The sequence below is a fragment of the Pseudomonas thermotolerans DSM 14292 genome, from assembly GCF_000364625.1.
Classification (GTDB): Bacteria; Pseudomonadota; Gammaproteobacteria; order Pseudomonadales; family Pseudomonadaceae; genus Aquipseudomonas; species Aquipseudomonas thermotolerans.
The window spans coordinates 69,139-85,016 of record NZ_KB822599.1; the positions used below are offsets into that span (position 1 = coordinate 69,139).

At 67.9% G+C, this 15,878-nt stretch carries 12 protein-coding genes and 1 pseudogene; 9 read left to right on the top strand and 4 right to left on the bottom strand.

The window, feature by feature from the left end; all coding sequences use genetic code 11:
• Nucleotides 1-204: 204 nt before the first annotated feature.
• Together H165_RS19855 and H165_RS0100335 are read left to right on the top strand one after the other, a co-directional pair.
• A pseudogene (locus H165_RS19855) lies at nucleotides 205-350 on the top strand (transposase); the annotation flags it as partial.
• 308 nt (nucleotides 351-658) lie between these two features.
• Nucleotides 659-2,731, top strand: coding sequence for a putative bifunctional diguanylate cyclase/phosphodiesterase (locus H165_RS0100335; RefSeq protein WP_017936897.1), 2,073 nt, complete (start codon nucleotides 659-661; stop codon nucleotides 2,729-2,731).
• Between the two features lie 18 nt (nucleotides 2,732-2,749).
• Here H165_RS0100335 and H165_RS0100340 read toward each other — a convergent pair whose 3' ends face one another.
• Together H165_RS0100340 and H165_RS0100345 are read right to left on the bottom strand one after the other, a co-directional pair.
• On the bottom strand, nucleotides 2,750-3,652 hold the full coding sequence (locus tag H165_RS0100340; RefSeq protein ID WP_017936898.1) for a GIDE domain-containing protein: 903 nt from the start codon (nucleotides 3,650-3,652) through the stop codon (nucleotides 2,750-2,752).
• Nucleotides 3,653-3,654: 2 nt separating this feature from the next.
• The gene (locus H165_RS0100345) at nucleotides 3,655-4,227 is read right to left on the bottom strand and encodes a LemA family protein (RefSeq protein WP_017936899.1); all 573 of its coding nucleotides are present in this window, start codon (nucleotides 4,225-4,227) and stop codon (nucleotides 3,655-3,657) included.
• Between the two features lie 189 nt (nucleotides 4,228-4,416).
• On the opposite strand from H165_RS0100345, the gene H165_RS0100350 reads away from it, so the two are divergent.
• From H165_RS0100350 to H165_RS0100365, 4 genes are all read left to right on the top strand, one after another.
• The gene (locus H165_RS0100350) at nucleotides 4,417-5,757 is read left to right on the top strand and encodes an imelysin family protein (protein WP_026146244.1); all 1,341 of its coding nucleotides are present in this window, start codon (nucleotides 4,417-4,419) and stop codon (nucleotides 5,755-5,757) included.
• A gap of 163 nt (nucleotides 5,758-5,920) precedes the next feature.
• The gene (locus H165_RS0100355) at nucleotides 5,921-7,339 is read left to right on the top strand and encodes a di-heme oxidoreductase family protein (RefSeq protein WP_017936901.1); all 1,419 of its coding nucleotides are present in this window, start codon (nucleotides 5,921-5,923) and stop codon (nucleotides 7,337-7,339) included.
• A gap of 11 nt (nucleotides 7,340-7,350) precedes the next feature.
• Nucleotides 7,351-8,415, top strand: a complete 1,065-nt coding sequence (locus tag H165_RS0100360; RefSeq protein WP_017936902.1) for an imelysin family protein — start codon at nucleotides 7,351-7,353, stop codon at nucleotides 8,413-8,415.
• A 13-nt stretch (nucleotides 8,416-8,428) separates the two neighbouring features.
• Nucleotides 8,429-9,526 (top strand): DUF1513 domain-containing protein, encoded by a 1,098-nt coding sequence (locus H165_RS0100365; protein ID WP_026146245.1) that lies wholly within the window; start codon nucleotides 8,429-8,431, stop codon nucleotides 9,524-9,526.
• Nucleotides 9,527-9,602: 76 nt separating this feature from the next.
• Here H165_RS0100365 and H165_RS0100370 read toward each other — a convergent pair whose 3' ends face one another.
• Nucleotides 9,603-10,634, bottom strand: a complete 1,032-nt coding sequence (locus tag H165_RS0100370; protein WP_040640547.1) for a DUF481 domain-containing protein — start codon at nucleotides 10,632-10,634, stop codon at nucleotides 9,603-9,605.
• A 224-nt stretch (nucleotides 10,635-10,858) separates the two neighbouring features.
• Between H165_RS0100370 and H165_RS0100375 the strand changes: the two genes are divergently transcribed.
• Together H165_RS0100375 and H165_RS0100380 are read left to right on the top strand one after the other, a co-directional pair.
• Nucleotides 10,859-11,206, top strand: a complete 348-nt coding sequence (locus tag H165_RS0100375; protein ID WP_017936905.1) for an MGMT family protein — start codon at nucleotides 10,859-10,861, stop codon at nucleotides 11,204-11,206.
• Nucleotides 11,207-11,240: 34 nt separating this feature from the next.
• Nucleotides 11,241-12,791 (top strand): AmpG family muropeptide MFS transporter, encoded by a 1,551-nt coding sequence (locus tag H165_RS0100380; RefSeq protein ID WP_017936906.1) that lies wholly within the window; start codon nucleotides 11,241-11,243, stop codon nucleotides 12,789-12,791.
• Nucleotides 12,792-12,857: 66 nt separating this feature from the next.
• Here the strand turns inward: H165_RS0100380 and H165_RS0100385 are convergent, their stop codons facing one another.
• The gene (locus H165_RS0100385; protein ID WP_026146246.1) at nucleotides 12,858-13,442 is read right to left on the bottom strand and encodes a YajG family lipoprotein; all 585 of its coding nucleotides are present in this window, start codon (nucleotides 13,440-13,442) and stop codon (nucleotides 12,858-12,860) included.
• Between the two features lie 878 nt (nucleotides 13,443-14,320).
• Here H165_RS0100385 and mqo point away from each other — a divergent pair.
• Entirely contained in the window at nucleotides 14,321-15,820 is a 1,500-nt protein-coding gene (gene mqo, locus H165_RS0100390; RefSeq protein WP_017936908.1) for a malate dehydrogenase (quinone), read from the top strand.
• Nucleotides 15,821-15,878 lie beyond the last annotated feature (58 nt).

Consider the following 15,878-nt stretch of genomic DNA (forward strand, 5'->3'; position numbering starts at 1 on the left):
CGAGGCACGGCCGCTGGCCGACTCCAGCGAGCCACAGCGCAGATGGTCGATCACCGCAGGCGGTCAGGCTCGAGGAGTTGCTGGCGACCCATGCCCCTCTGGCCATCGTCCATCTGCTCAGAAGCGCCAAGGACATCTGGTTGCCCCTCCGTTCAGGAAGGCGCGCGGCGCTGGCGGCCGTGGTATCGGATGGCGATCGATGGCGGCATCCTCGCCTCGGCCATCTTCCCCCTCGACACCGGGTCCTCGAGGGCGTCAACGACCGCATCGAGGTCATCAAGCGCATGGCCTACGGTTTCCGCGACCCGGCCTGTTTCTTCCTCAAGATCAAAGCCGCCTTCCCCGGAAGGTGCGATGATCCTTTTTCTTTGCCCGCGAAAAGGCCGTCGGCCGCTCCGCGCCAGCAAGACAGTTCGTCGGACAGCCACTAAAGTCAGGGGTGCGGCACGCCCCTTGCAAATGCCCGATAGGAGATAATTGTCGGACAGGCGTCTCAAGACCTGGTCACTGGCACCGACACATAGCAGCAGACAATTTAAGGACATTGCCGCCGCATTCCGTCAGGCGCAGCCGTAATGGCCCTTTGACTGCACGCTGCCGTTTGCCAATACTCATGCGGTTGCGCCTCGCTGCCGGCACGGAACAAGGAAATAGGCACTTGAAGCTGGAATCCGGACACAGCCTGTCACTCAAGCTGCTGCGCGTGGTGCTGCTGTCGGCGCTGATCGTCGGGGTGGTGCTCAGCTGCGGACAGATCACTTTCGACGCCTACAAGACCCGCAGCGCCATCGCCACCGACGCCCAGCGAATCCTCGACATGTTCCGCGACCCCTCGACCCAGGCGGTGTACAGCCTGGACCGCGAGATGGGCATGCAGGTCATCGAGGGCCTGTTCCAGAACGAGGCGATCCGCCACGCGGCCATCGGCCACCCCAACGAGCCCATGCTGGCGGAGAAGAGCCGCAAGCTGTCCGCCCTGCCAACCCGCTGGCTGACCGATCCGATCCTCGGCAAGGAGCGTACCTTCACCACCCCGCTGATCGGCCGCGCCCCCTACAGCGAGTACTACGGCGACCTGACCATCACCCTGGACACCGCCCCGTACGGCCAGGACTTCGTCGCCAGCTCGGTGATCATCTTCATCTCCGGGGTGCTGCGCGCCCTGGCCATGGCCTTGGTGCTCTACCTCGTCTACCACTGGCTGCTGACCCGCCCGCTGTCGAAGATCATCGAGCACCTCTCCAGCATCAACCCGGACCGCCCCAGCGAACACAAGCTGCCAATGCTGCGCGGCCACGAGAACAACGAGCTGGGCCTGTGGATCAACACCGCCAACCAACTGCTCGCCTCCATCGAGCGCAACACCCAGCTGCGCCGCGAGGCGGAGAACAGCCTGCTGCGCATGTCCCAGTACGACTTCCTCACCGGACTGCCGAACCGCCAGCAGCTGCAGCAGCAGCTCGACCAGATCCTCGCCGACGCCGGCCGCCTGCAACGCCGTGTGGCGGTGCTGTGCGTCGGCCTCGACGACTTCAAGGGCATCAACGAGCAGTTCAGCTACCAGACCGGCGACCAACTGCTGCTCGCCCTCTCCGACCGTCTGCGCAGCCACAGCGGCCGGCTCGGAGCCCTAGCGCGCCTCGGCGGCGACCAGTTCGCCCTGGTCCAGGCCGACATCGAGCAGCCCTACGAAGCCGCCGAGTTGGCGCAGAGCGTGCTCGACGACCTCGAGGCGCCCTTCCGGCTCGACCAGCAGGAAGTACGTCTGCGCGCCACCATCGGCATTACCCTGTTCCCCGAGGACGGTGACAGCACCGAGAAGCTGCTGCAGAAGGCCGAGCAGACCATGACCCTGGCCAAGAGTCGCTCGCGCAACCGCTACCAGTTCTACATCGCCAGCGTGGACAGCGAGATGCGCCGGCGCCGCGAGCTGGAGAAGGACCTGCGCGAGGCCCTGGCGCAGAACCAGTTGCACCTGGTCTACCAGCCCCAGGTGGACTACCGCGACCACCGGGTGGTCGGCGTCGAGGCCCTGCTGCGCTGGCAACACCCGGTGCACGGCTTCGTCGCCCCGGACCTGTTCATCCCACTGGCCGAGCAGAACGGCAGCATCATCCCGATCGGCGAGTGGATCCTCGACCAGGCCTGCAGGCAGCTGCGCGAATGGCACGATCTGGGCTTCAGCGACCTGCGCATGGCCATCAACCTGTCCACCGTGCAGCTGCACCACGCCGAGCTGCCGCGGGTGGTACACAACCTCATGCAGATCTACCGCCTGCCGCACGGCTGCCTGGAGCTGGAGGTCACCGAGACCGGCCTGATGGACGACATCAGCACCGCCGCCCAGCACCTGCTCAGCCTGCGGCGCACCGGCGCGCTGATCGCCATCGACGACTTCGGGACCGGCTACTCCTCGCTGAGCTACCTGAAGAGCCTGCCGCTGGACAAGATCAAGATCGACAAGAGCTTCGTCCAGGACCTTCTGGAAGACGAGGACGACGCCACCATCGTTCGCGCCATCATCCAGCTCGGCAAGAGCCTCGGCATGCAGGTGATCGCCGAGGGCGTGGAAACCGCCGAGCAGGAGGCCTACATCATCGCCCAGGGCTGCAACGAGGGTCAGGGGTACCTGTACAGCAAGCCGCTGCCGGCCCGAGAGCTGACCCAGCTCCTCAAGCACGCCCAGCGCCTGAGCCTCGCCCCGGCCGCCTCCAAGCCGGCCGCGCTCTGAATCGCCGGGTAGCGCCGCCTAGAAGTGGCGGATGCCGAGCAGCCAGGCGGTGGCCAGCGCGCCGCCGAAGCACAGCACCACGCCGGCGGCGGCCTGCCAATAGATGCCGCGAATGATCTCGTCCTCGCCGGCGTTGGCGAGGATGAAGGGACGTGATTCGCCGGGCTTGGCCATGAGGTTCAGCGCCGGCCGGGCGCAGGCCTCGCGGTACCGCTGCTCGGCCTCCAGCTGCGCGGCCAGGCGTACCTGGGCCCACTCCGACTCGCTCAGCCGGCCGTCGCCGTCGCGGTCGAAGCGCGCCAGCAGGGCGGAAAAATCCTCCTTCCATTCACGGATCAACGCCTTCTGCGCGGCGACCGCATCGAAGCCCTGGTGGGCGCCACCCAGGGTACGGAACTCACCGATGGCATACAGCGGCTGACCGGCGTGCAGGCGCTCCTCGACGTAGCGGTAGCGCTTGCCGGCCGACAGCCAGGCGAGCAGGCCTCTGGCCGCCGGGCCGCGCGGATGGCGCTGGCTGCCCTGCCAGCGCTCCCGCACCATGGGCCGTACCTCGGCGCCGCGCGGGTCGATCAGGCATTCGCCGGTGCCATCGTCGAGCCGCAACCAGGCCTCGCTGCTGCCGCTTTCCAGCAGCCGCCAGTGCTTGCGACCGCTCTGCGTGGAGCGGAGCTCCTCGATGCGGTAGCGCCACCACAGGCAGGGCTTGCCGCTCAGCGGTGCCTGGACCTGCGCCTCGGGCAGCGCCTTGAGCACGCCGTACAGCTCCACGTAGCCCTGCGCCGCGGAACGGATCTTCGAGGTGGGGGTGTCCTGCAGGTGGCGCGCCCGCGACCAGTGGCGCAGGGTCCACCAGGCGCCGCCGAGGCAGGCGCCGACGCTGAAGGCCAGAGAAACGGCCTGTCCGGCGAGATCCTGCATACTCAGTCGAACAGGCTCTTGAGGTCCAGGTCGGCCTTCTCCGCCTCGCTGAACACCAGCAACTCGGCGGGCTGGAAACCGAACAGCCGGGCCAGCAGCACGTCGGGGAACTGCTCGATGCGCACGTTGTTGAGATTGACCGCCTCGTTGTACAGCTCGCGGCGGTCGGCGATACCGCTCTCCAGGCCGCTGATGCGCTGCTGCAGGTGTCGGAAGCCGTCGTTGGCCTTCAACTCCGGATAGTTCTCGGCGAGGGCGAACAGCTGACCAAGACCGGCGCGCAAGCCGCTCTCCGCCTTGCCCAGGGCGCCGAGGTCATGCTGCTCGCGGGCGCTGGCCACCGCGGAGCGGGCGGCGATCACCTTCTCCAGGGTGGCCTGCTCATAGCGCATGTACTGCTTGCAGGTCTCCACCAGCTTGGGCAGCTCCTCGTGGCGCTGCCTGAGCAGCACGTCGATGTTCGCCCAGGCCTTGCTCACCCCGTGCTTGAGGCGCACCAGGCCGTTGTATAGCGACACCGCGTAGGCGGCCAGCAGAACGAGGGCGACGAGCAGCACGACGGCGGTCAGGCTCATGCGTTTTCTCCGGGACAGGGAACGAAAGAGGACGACGGCATTCTAGCGGGAAGCCCGGCCGGCTCCGAGGACGTCGATCACGACAAGGCGACATCATCGGGCCTTTACACAAAATGCAAATCTTTCGCATTATGTCGCGGTTTTAGATGCGCCCTGCGCAGCCACTCACCAGATGCAAAGGATTACGCCATGACACGTATGCCCCTGGCTTCCGCCAGCTTGCTGGCAATCGCCATTTCCCTCGCCGGCTGCGGCGATGACCAGGCTCCGGCCCAGCAGGCCGCTGCGCCGGCCACCCCGGCGGCCGCCAGCGCCCCGGCCGAAGCCGCCAGCGGCAAAGTCGACGAGGCCGCCGCCAAGGCGGTGGTCAGCCACTATGCCGACCTGGCCTTCGCGGTGTTCAGCGACGCCGCCAGCACCGGCAAGGCCCTGCAGGCCGCCATCGACGCCTTCCTCGCCAACCCCAGCGCGGAAACCCACCAGGCCGCCAAGGACGCCTGGCTGGCCGCCCGGGTGCCGTACATGCAAAGTGAGGTGTTCCGCTTCGGCAACCCCGTGGTGGACGACTGGGAAGGCCAACTCAACGCCTGGCCGCTGGACGAGGGCCTGATCGACTACGTCGCCGAAGGCACCGCCGAGGCCCAGGGCAACCCGGCGGCCAAGGCCAACATCATCGCCAACACCGAGATCCAGGTGGGCGAGGACAGGATCGACGTCAGCGAGCTGACCGGCGAGAAGCTCGCCGAGCTGAACGAGCTGGGCGGCTCCGAGGCCAACGTGGCCACCGGCTACCACGCCATCGAGTTCCTGCTCTGGGGCCAGGACCTGCACGGCACCGAGGCCGGCGCTGGCGAACGCCCTTACACCGACTACCTAGTCGGCGAGGGCGCCACCGGCGGCCACAACGAGCGCCGCCGCACCTACCTGAAAGCGGTCACCGACCTGCTGGTCAAGGATCTGGAGTGGATGGTCGGCCAGTGGCAGCCGGGCGTCGCCGACAACTACCGCGCCAAGCTGGAAGCCGAGCCGGCGGAAAGCGGCCTGCGCAAGATGCTGTTCGGCATGGGCAGCCTGTCCCTCGGCGAGCTGGCCGGCGAGCGCATGAAGGTCGCCCTGGAGGCCAACTCCACCGAGGACGAGCACGACTGCTTCAGTGACAACACCCACAACTCGCACTTCTACAACGGCAAGGGCATCCGCAACGTCTACCTCGGCGAGTACCAGCGCGTCGACGGCAGCACCATCAGCGGTCCGAGCCTCTCCGCGCTGGTCGCCAAGGCCGACCCGCAGGTCGACGAGACCCTCAAGGCCGACCTCGCCGCCACCGAGCAGAGGCTCCAGGCCTTGGTCGACGCGGCCAACAACGGCCAGCACTTCGACCAGTTGATCGCCCCGGAGAACGAAGCCGGCCAGCAGTTGATTCGCGACGCCATCGCCGCTCTGGTCAAGCAGACCCGCGCGATCGAGCAGGCCGCCAGCGCGCTGGGCATCACCGACCTGCAGCCGGACAGCGCCGATCACCAGTTCTGATCGCCGTGCCCGCCCAAGCCGCTGTGCCTTACCCGGGCGCGGCGGCTTTTGCTTTTCCGCCGCGGCAGCAGCGCTATCCGTTGCCTCCCGCTGTGCTGCGAATTGATCTTATTCAAAGCTCGTTAGCCTGCTAAGCTTGCGGCCCCATCCCTGGATACCCGCGATGCACGCCAAGCTCCGCCGACTCTCGCCGCTGTTGCTGACCCTGGGTCTTGCGGCCTGCGATCAGGCGCCGCGCTTCGACCGTGCCGAACCCGGCGAGGCGCTGTCGGCTGGCACCGCCAGCGTCCGCCAGTACGACCGGAACGCCTTCGCCCAGCCCTCGGCCAATCTCTCCGGGGCACGCCGCGTGGACTTCGCGGCGGGCAACAGCTTCTTCCGCAACCCCTGGGTGGCCGCCCCCGCCACCACTACCGCCCGTGACGGCCTGGGCCCGCTGTTCAACACCAACGCCTGCCAGAACTGCCACGTGCGCGACGGCCGCGGCCATCCGCCGGCGCCCGGTGCGAGCAACGCGGTGTCCATGCTGGTGCGCCTGTCGATCCCGGCCACGACCGAGGAGCACGGCCGACTGCTGGAACGCCTCGGCGTGGTCCCCGAGCCTGTCTACGGCACCCAGCTGCAGGACATGGCCAACCCCGGCTTCACCCCGGAAGGCCGGGTGCGCGTCGACTACCGAAGCGAGCGGGTGCGCTTCGCCGACGGCCACGAAGTGGAGCTGCGCAAGCCCGTGCTGCGCATCGACCGCCTGGGCTACGGCCCCCTGCATCCGCAGACCCTGTTCTCCGCGCGCATCGCCCCGCCGATGATCGGCCTGGGCCTGCTCGAAGCCATCCCCGAGGAAGCCATCCTTGCCAACGCCGAGGCGCAAAAGCGCAGCGGCACCGGCGTCGCCGGCCAGCCCAACCGGGTCTGGGACGCCACCCATGGGCGGACCGTGCTCGGCCGCTTCGGCTGGAAGGCCGGCCAGCCCAGCCTCAACCAGCAGAATGCCCACGCCTTCTCCGCCGACCTGGGCCTGACCACCAGCCTGCTGCCCCACGACGAGTGCACCGCGGCGCAGAGCCTCTGCCGCGAGGCGCCCAGCGGTGGCGAGCCGGAGGTCAGCGACAACATCATGCGCCTGATGCTGTTCTATACCCGCAACCTGGGCGTGCCGGCGCGGCGCAACGTCGAGGATCCCCAGGTGCTGCGCGGCAAGGGACTGTTCCACCAGGCCGGCTGCGCGCAGTGCCACACCCCGCAGTTCACCACAGCCGCCGAGGCCGCCGAGCCGGAGCTGGCCAACCAGGTGATCCGCCCCTACACCGACCTGCTGCTGCACGACATGGGCGAGGGCCTGGCCGACGGCCGTCCCGAGTTCCTGGCCAGCGGCCGCCAGTGGCGCACCGCACCGCTCTGGGGCATCGGCCTGACCGAGACGGTCAGCGGCCATACCCAGTTCCTCCACGACGGTCGCGCCCGCAACCTGCTGGAAGCCATCCTCTGGCACGGTGGCGAGGCGGAAGCCGCCAGGCAGCAGGTGCTCCGTTTCAACGCCGAACAGCGTGACGCGCTACTGGCCTTCCTGAATTCGCTATGAGGAATCCCCCCATGTTCCGACCCAAACTGCTGTTCACCAGCCTCGCCGCCGTGCTCCTCGGCGCCTGCTCGCCCCAGGACCAGCAGGCGAAAACCGCCGCCGCCCTGGCCCAGCAGGTGATCCTGCCTACCTACAGCCGCTGGGTCGAAGCCGACCGCCGGCTGGCGCAGAGCGCCCTGGCCTACTGCTCCGGCCAGCTCGACCTGGAACGGGCGCGTGCCGACTTCTACGCCGCGCAGAAGGCCTGGGCGGAGCTGCAGCCGCTGATGGTCGGCCCGCTGGCGGAAGGCAACCGCACCTGGCAGGTGCAGTTCTGGCCGGACAAGAAGAACCTGGTGGCCCGCCAGGTCGAACAGTTGCTCGACAGCAAGCCGGAGATCAACGCCGCGGTACTGGCCAAGAGCAGCGTGGTGGTCCAGGGCCTCTCGGCCTACGAGTACATCCTCTTCGACAGCAACATCGACCTGGCCGACGACGCCACCCGAGCCCGCTACTGCCCCCTGCTGGAAGCCATCGGCCAGCACCAGCAGCGCCTCGCCGAGGAAATCCTCGTCAGCTGGAATGCCAAGGACGGCATGCTCGAGCAGCTCAGCAAGTTCCCCAACCCGCGCTACGCCGATGCCCAGGAGGCGATCGCCGAGCTCTTGCGCGCCCAGGTCACCGCCATCGACACCCTGAAGAAGAAGCTCGGCACCCCGCTGGGCCGCTTTAGCAAGGGCATTCCCCAGCCGCTGCAGGCCGAGGCCTGGCGCAGCGAGGCCTCACTGGCCAACATCGGCGCCGCCCTGAACAGCGCCGAGGCGCTCTGGCACGGCGCCGACCGGCAGGGCATCCGCGCCCTGCTGGGCCGTGACCAACAGGAGCTGGTACAGCGCATCGACGCTGCCTACGCCGAGGCCCGCGGCAAGCTCGAGGCGCTGCGCCCGCCGCTCGCCGAGCTGCTCGCCAGCGAGGCCGGCCGCCAGCAGCTGAGCGACTTCTACGACAGCCTCAACCGCGTCCACCGCCTGCAGGAAGGCGACCTGGCCAAAGCGCTGGGCGTGCAGCTGGGCTTCAACGCCAACGATGGCGACTGACGAGGTGACCGCCATGCTGCGCCGCCACGCCCTGACCCTCGGCAGCGTCCTGCTGGGCGCCCTCGGCCTCGGTGCCTGGAAGCTGTTCGGCCACCAGCCGGAAGAGCCGCTGCTGCTCTCCGCCCGCGACGACGGCGACGGCAACCACTACGCGGTCGGCTACCGCCTGGACGGCACCCGGGCGTTCGCCACCCGGGTGGCCCAGCGCTGCCACGACATCGTCGAACATCCGCAACAGCCGCTCGCCCTGTTCGTGGCCCGCCGCCCGGGCACCGAGAGCTACCTGATCGACCTGCGCGACGGCCGCCTGCTGCAGACCATCGTCTCCCGGCCGGACCGCCACTTCTACGGCCATGCGGTGTTCCACCGCGGCGGCGAATGGCTGTACGCCACCGAGAACGACACCCGCGATCCCGGCCGCGGGGTGCTCGGCGTCTACCGTTTCCAAGGCGAGCGCCTGATGCACGACCATGAGCTGCCGACCCACGGTCTCGGCCCGCACCAGCTCGCCTGGCTGCCGGACGGCGAAACCCTGGTGGTGGCCAACGGCGGCATCCGTACCGAGGCGGAAAGCCGGGTGGAGATGAACCTCGACGCCATGGAGCCGAGCCTGGTGCTGATGCGCCGCGACGGCACGCTACTCTCCAAGGAGAGCCTGCCGCAGCAGATGAACAGCATCCGCCACCTGGCGGTAGCCGCCGACGGCACCGTGCTGGCCGGCCAGCAGTACATGGGCGAGCCCGGAGAGCACGCCGATCTGCTCGCCATCAAGCGTCCCGGCGAGGCCCTCCAGGCCTTCCCGGTGGGCGAGGAACAGCGCCTGGCGATGAACCAGTACACCGCCAGCGTGGCGGTCCACGATGCGTTGCGCCTGGTGGCAGTCACCGCGCCGCGCGGCAACCGCTTCTTCGTCTGGGACCTGGACAGCGGCGCCCTGCGCCTTGACGCCCCGCTGCCGGACTGCGCCGGGGTCGGCGCGGTAAAAGACGGCTTCGTGGTCACCTCGGGCCAGGGCCGCTGCCGCTTCTACGACTGCCGTGGCGCGCAGATCACCATGCAGCCGCTGGAGCTGCCGGCCGGCCTCTGGGACAACCACCTGCGTCTGGTCTGAGCCGAAAAGAACGAGGCCGGGGCCGCCCACAGGGGCAGCCCCGGCCTTTCCTCAGAAGAGAGACCGCCCGTCAGGCTTACCAGCCCACCCCGAAGCCCAGGCTGTAGCGGGTCTCGTCGGTATCGCCGTCGGAGCCGCTGACGATGTCCTTCTCGGCCTTGATATTCAACGAGGCCCAGTCGGTGACCTTGTAGCGCAGGCCTGCCTCGGCATCCAGGGAGTAGTCCGCCACGCCTTCCAGCGGCTTGCCCACCTCACCATTGCTGAACAGCTCGACGGTCTTGCCGAGCAGGTAGCGGTTGTAGTCCCAGCGCACGGTCAGGGCGTAGAAGTTGTCCTTCTCGCCGGTGGCATATTCGAAGTCGCGGCGGTTGACCAGCCCGGCCAGGGAGAAGGCCCCCAGCTCGTCGTCCCAGAACTGGTAGCCGGGACCGGTACCGATGGTGCGCTGGCGGGCGATGTCCTCGATGTAGTCGCGCTTGTAGCCCAGACGTCCCTGCCAGAACCACTTCTCGTCGAGGAAGCGGTCCAAGGCGTAGTCGGCGCTCCAGTTGTTGGTGGTCTCCTCCTGATTCTGCTTCTCGCGGTTGTATTCCGCTTCCACGTTGTGCCGCCAGAGGCCGTGGCGCGCCTGGGTCTTGATGTCCACCTCGTAGTCGTCGGTGTCCTTGTCGGCGCGCTTGTAGTCGATGCCCAGGTCGATGTTGCCCTTCCAGGTGAAGTCCTCGATGAGCGGCTTGGGCTTCATGATCTGCTCGATGCTGGCCAGCTCGACGGTCTTCGGCGCGCCGTCGTTGGCCAGGGTCACCTTGCCGGGCTCGGCCGGCACCAGTGCCTTGGCGCGCTCGCCGGAAACATTGTCCTGCTTGACCAGCAGGTCCTGGTCGCTTTCCAGGGTGGCCACCTGCTTCCAGTCGATGGCGATGTTGCCGCCGTAGCTGGTCTGCAGCACGAGTTTACCGCCGTCGAAGACGCGGATAGTGCCGCTCAGACGATCGCCGTTCTTCAACCATACGGTATCGGCCAGGACGGAAGCGGATGCGCTGCTGACGGCCAGGCACAGAAGGAGCCGTGGCCACGGGAAGTGGGTACTGCGGATGGCTGACATGGTGGTTGGACCACTGCTGAGTTCCAAGGGAACCGGGAATTATCCCAAGCCCGGCACATAGAGCAAAGACTGACCGGACCGGCGTACCCGAGTTCCCCACGGGGCTCCGCGAACCTCCCGCCCGGCGGACTGTCGATAGCCGAGAGGCGACGGCATACTAGCGCTGGCGCTGCCCGTCCGTTTCCGGTCGGCAGCGCGCGACGGCTTCCCCAACAGGACTCCCCATGCAGCCAGTTCCCGAGGACAACCCCGCCGAAATGCGCCGCACGGCGCTCTACCTGACCCTCCAGCAGGTGCCCCCCGGCAAGGTGGTCAGCTACGGCGAGCTGGCCGCCCTGGCCGGTCTGGGCCGTGCCGCCCGCTGGGTCGGACGGATCCTCGGCCAGCTGCCGGCCGATACCCGCCTGCCCTGGCATCGGGTGATCGCCGCCAGCGGGCGCATCAGCCTGCCCGCCGGCAGCCCGGCCGGCGCCGAACAGCGCGCCCGACTGCGTGCCGAGGGCGTGACCATCCACGACGATCGGGTGGACATGCGTCGGCACGGCTGGCGCCCGATGGAAGACAACGGTTAGAGTGCGCGCTTTGCTTCAGGCAGATCCACGGTCCATGTCCACGCAGTCCAAGCAATCCTGGCGCGCTGCCCTCGCCGCCTATGCCACCCCGGCCACCCTGGCCCTGCTGTTGCTGGGATTCGCCGCCGGCCTGCCTTATATGCTGGTGTTCTCCACCCTCTCGGTGTGGCTGCGCGAGGCCGGCGTGGCCCGTGAGACCATCGGCTTCGCCAGCCTGATCGGCTTGGCCTACGCCTTCAAGTGGGTCTGGGCGCCGATGCTCGACCAGTGGCGCCTGCCGCTGCTCGGTGCGCTCGGTCGGCGACGCTCCTGGCTGGTGCTCTCCCAGGCGCTGGTGACCATTGGCCTGGCCGGCATGGCCCTGAGCGACCCGCAGCAGCACCTCGCCTGGCTGATCGCCCTGGCCGTGCTGGTGGCCTTCGCCTCGGCCACCCAGGACATCGCGGTGGACGCCTATCGTCTGGAGATCGCCGAAGACACCCGCCAGGCCACCCTGGCCGCCAGCTACATGGCCGGCTACCGGGTCGCCGCCCTGCTGGCCACCGCTGGCGCCCTGTACTTCGCCGAATGGTTCGGCTCCACCGGACACAGCTACCAGTTCAGCGCCTGGACTGGCACCTACCTGGTGTTCGCCCTGCTGATGATTCCCGCGCTAGTCACCAGCCTGCTGATCCGCGAGCCCCCGGTGGCCCTGCGCACCCAGCTGGAAGCCGCCAAGTACGGCCTGGCCCACCAGCTGGTCTCTGTGCTGGTGCTGATCGTCCTGCTGGTCTCGGTGCCGGCGCTGTTCACCCAGCTGTACAACACCGACTGGCACAGCCTGTTCTACGAAGGCGCCACCCTGCTCGACCTGCTGCTCGAGGATCGCGCCTTCCTGCGCGCTCTGCTGTACCTGATCCTCACCTGGCTGTGCCTGTCGTCCATGGGCCGCCGCGGCCTGGCTCCGGTGCTCACCCCGGTCAGCGACTTCGTGGTGCGCTACCGCTGGCAGGCGCTGCTGCTGCTCGGACTGATCGCCACCTACCGGCTGTCGGATACGGTGATGGGGGTGATGGCCAACGTCTTCTACATCGACCAGGGCTTCACCAAGGACCAGATCGCCAGCGTCAGCAAGCTGTTCGGCCTGGTCATGACCCTGCTCGGCGCCGGCTTCGGCGGAGTGCTGATCATCCGCTTCGGCATCCTGCCAATCCTGTTCATCGGCGGCGCCGCCTCGGCGGCCACCAACCTGCTGTTCCTGCTGCTCGCCGGCATGGGGCCGAACCTGGCGATGCTGGTGGTGACCATCTCCTGCGACAACTTCAGCGCCGGCCTGGCCACTGCGGCCTTCGTCGCCTACCTGTCGAGCCTGACCAACCTGAAGTTCTCCGCGACCCAGTACGCCCTGCTCAGCTCCATCATGCTGCTGCTGCCGCGGCTGATCGGCGGCTACTCGGGGGTCATGGTGGAGAAGTTCGGCTACGCGCAGTTCTTCTTGTTCACCGCACTGCTCGGTGTGCCGACCCTGATCATGATCCTCTGGCAGTGGCGCCGTCCGCCGCAGCCGCAGCCCAGCCACGCCGCCACCAGCTCCCCCAGCGACTAGCGGCAACGAAAAAGGCCGGACAGTCGACCGGCCTTTTTGCTTTGTGTGCCTGGCGTGCCGACGGCTTCACTGGGCCAGCAGCTGACCGATGGCCGGGTCCTTGAAGGCGCGGGTCAAGGCATCGCTGAGCACGTCGCCGACCAGCTTGCTGTTGGTCTGTTGGTTCGGCGCGGTGCCGAAGCGCTGGTTCAGCGAGGCGCCGTAGCGGCCGGCGTAGCGGCGGGTGGCGTTCTGCACCTCGGCGCGGATAGTGGCGCTGATGTCCGCCTCGGTGACGTACAGACTGTCCTTCGGCGACTGGTACTTCAGCTCGGCCAGGGTGATGGTCAGCTGCGGGGCGTTCACCGCGTTCGGCGTCGGAGTGAAGCCAAGCAGGCGCACCGCAGCCTCGGCCTGGGCCTGCAGCTTGGGCAGGATGTCGGCGCTGGCCACGCTCAGGTTGCTGGTTTCCGCATACAGGCCACCGCGGGTGCCGAGCACCGGCGAGGGACGCCCGTCGACCACGCGGACCACCACCGGCTGGCCCTGGCCGACGGCGGTGAGGCTAGCGTTCAGCTTGGGCTCCGGGTGCAGTTGTTGCGGGCTGAGGGCGCAGCCGCCGAGAACCAGACTGGTGGCAGCCAGCAGACCAAACAACAGACGACGATGCAGCATCTTGATGCTCTCCAGAGGTGGGATAACGGCGGGATGGCGGCAGTATAACCAGCCACGCCGGCTGCCGACAGGCGGGCCCTCCCGGGTTGCACCTTTACCTCACCTCGCCCGCCGCTCACCCGGGGAGGCGATGCGGCCCGGCGCCCCCTGGAGAAGGCCATGACCGCCACCTCCCGGCCCGGCCTGCTGCTCTGACGCGCCTACGCCCTGCTCGATGCCCAGGGCATCTGCCGCGCCCTGCGCCAGGCCCCCCAGATCCCCGCAGGCGACGGCTGGGTCAAGGCCGAGCGCACCTTGGCGCGGAAGTATCCCCCAGATCCCCGCAGGCGACGGCTGGGTGGCGGTGCGCGGATGCCAGGCCAGTTGGCGGCACCAGCCGCTGCCTGACGCGGCGCGGCGGGAGGCCGTACGCCTGTCGAAACGGGGGCTGGCGATTCGACATTAGCCAAAAGAATCGCCCCATCCCCCGCAATCACCGTTATAATCGCGCCCCGATTATAAGGACGCCTCCTGATCGGGCCCCGCATCCGACCTGCTGAGCAGAGCATCAGCCACGTCCCCGCCCACAGCCCACAGAGAGCCGCCCACTTCGTGCTGCCTCCGCGCTGCGCCCGTCGCTCCGGCGTACCCGCCCTCCGAGTCCCGATGGCCGCCAGTGCCTGCGCACGACTTTTCGAGGTTCACGTCTCCAAAAGAGCGTGAAGAAACGGGTTTGTACAACTTCAAAAGAGTGTGGCGAGAAATGAACAGTTTTGCGTCTGGACAGTGCGCTGATAACCCTCCCCCGGCTCCCCGGCACCCCTGTCGATCCACGTCCCGCTCCTGAGCGGCCGGCATGACACCCCCCTAGTGCTGAAATTCCCGGAGAAGCGTTAATGGCGCAGAACATCGAAACCGTGGATGCCCTGCTGGTCGGCGCCGGCATCATGAGTGCCACCCTGGCTGTCCTGCTCAAGGAACTCGACCCGGCCCTGAAGCTGGAGATCGTCGAGCTGCAGGAATCCGGAGCCGTGGAGAGCTCCAACCCCTGGAACAACGCCGGCACCGGCCACGCCGGCCTCTGCGAGCTGAACTACACCCCGCAGGCCGCTGATGGCTCGGTGGACATCAAGAAGGCTGTGCACATCAACAGCCAGTTCGAGGTGTCCAAGCAGTTCTGGGCCTACCTGATCGCCAAAGGCGTGTTCGGGTCGCCGAAGAACTTCATCAACCCCATTCCGCACCTGAGCTTCGTGCGCGGCGACAAGGACATCGCCTTTCTGAAGACTCGCTACGAGGCCCTGCGCCAGCACCATGCCTTCGCCGCCATGGAGTACAGCGAGGACTTCGCCACCCTGAAGGCCTGGATGCCGCTGATGATGGACGGCCGCGACGGCAGCGAACGTCTCGCCGCGACCCGTGTGGAAGGCGGTACCGACGTCAACTTCGGCGCCCTGACCAACCAGCTTCTGGCCTATCTCGCCACCCTGGGCAACGCCACCGTCACCTGCAACCAGAAGGTCACCGACCTCAAGCGCAACGCCGACGGCTGGCGCGTTTCCATCAAGGACACCAAGAGCGGCGCCGGCCGCGAAGTGCAGGCACGCTTCGTGTTCCTCGGCGCCGGCGGCGGTGCCCTGCCGCTCCTGCAGCTCTCCGGCATCCCGGAAGGCAAGGGCTTCGGCGGCTTCCCGGTGAGCGGCCAGTGGCTGCGCTGCGACAACCCGGCAGTGGTCGAGCGCCACCAGGCCAAGGTCTACAGCCAGGCCGAAGTGGGTGCACCGCCGATGTCCGTGCCGCACCTCGACACCCGCGTGGTGGACGGCAAGAAGTCCCTGCTGTTCGGCCCCTACGCCGGCTTCAGCACCAAGTTCCTCAAACACGGCTCGATCCTCGACCTGCCGCTCTCGGTACGCCCGAGCAACCTCGGCCCGATGCTCGCCGTGGCACGCGACAACATGGACCTGACCCGCTACCTGATCAAGGAAGTGATGCAGTCCCAGGAGCAACGCCTGGAGACCCTGCGCAAGTTCTATCCGACCCTGAATCCGGCGGACTGGCGCCTGGAGATCGCCGGCCAGCGCGTGCAGATCATCAAGAAGGACCCGAAGAAAGGCGGCATCCTGCAGTTCGGCACCGAGCTGGTGTCCGCCGGCGACGGCTCCATCGCCGCCCTGCTGGGCGCCTCGCCGGGCGCCTCGGTGACCGTGTCGATCATGCTGCAGCTGATCGAGCGCTGCTTCGCCCACCGCGGCAACGAATGGAGCGCCAAGCTGGCGGAAATCTTCCCGGCCCGCGAGAAGGCTCTGCAGGACGACGCCAAGCTGTACCACGAGGTCAGCGCGCGCAGCAACGAGCTGCTCGAACTGACCAGCCCGGCAGCGGTCACTGCCTGAGCCCGCCCCCCCCCAGAAAGAACCGTCCCTCGGGGCGGTTCTTTCATGTCTGCGGGAA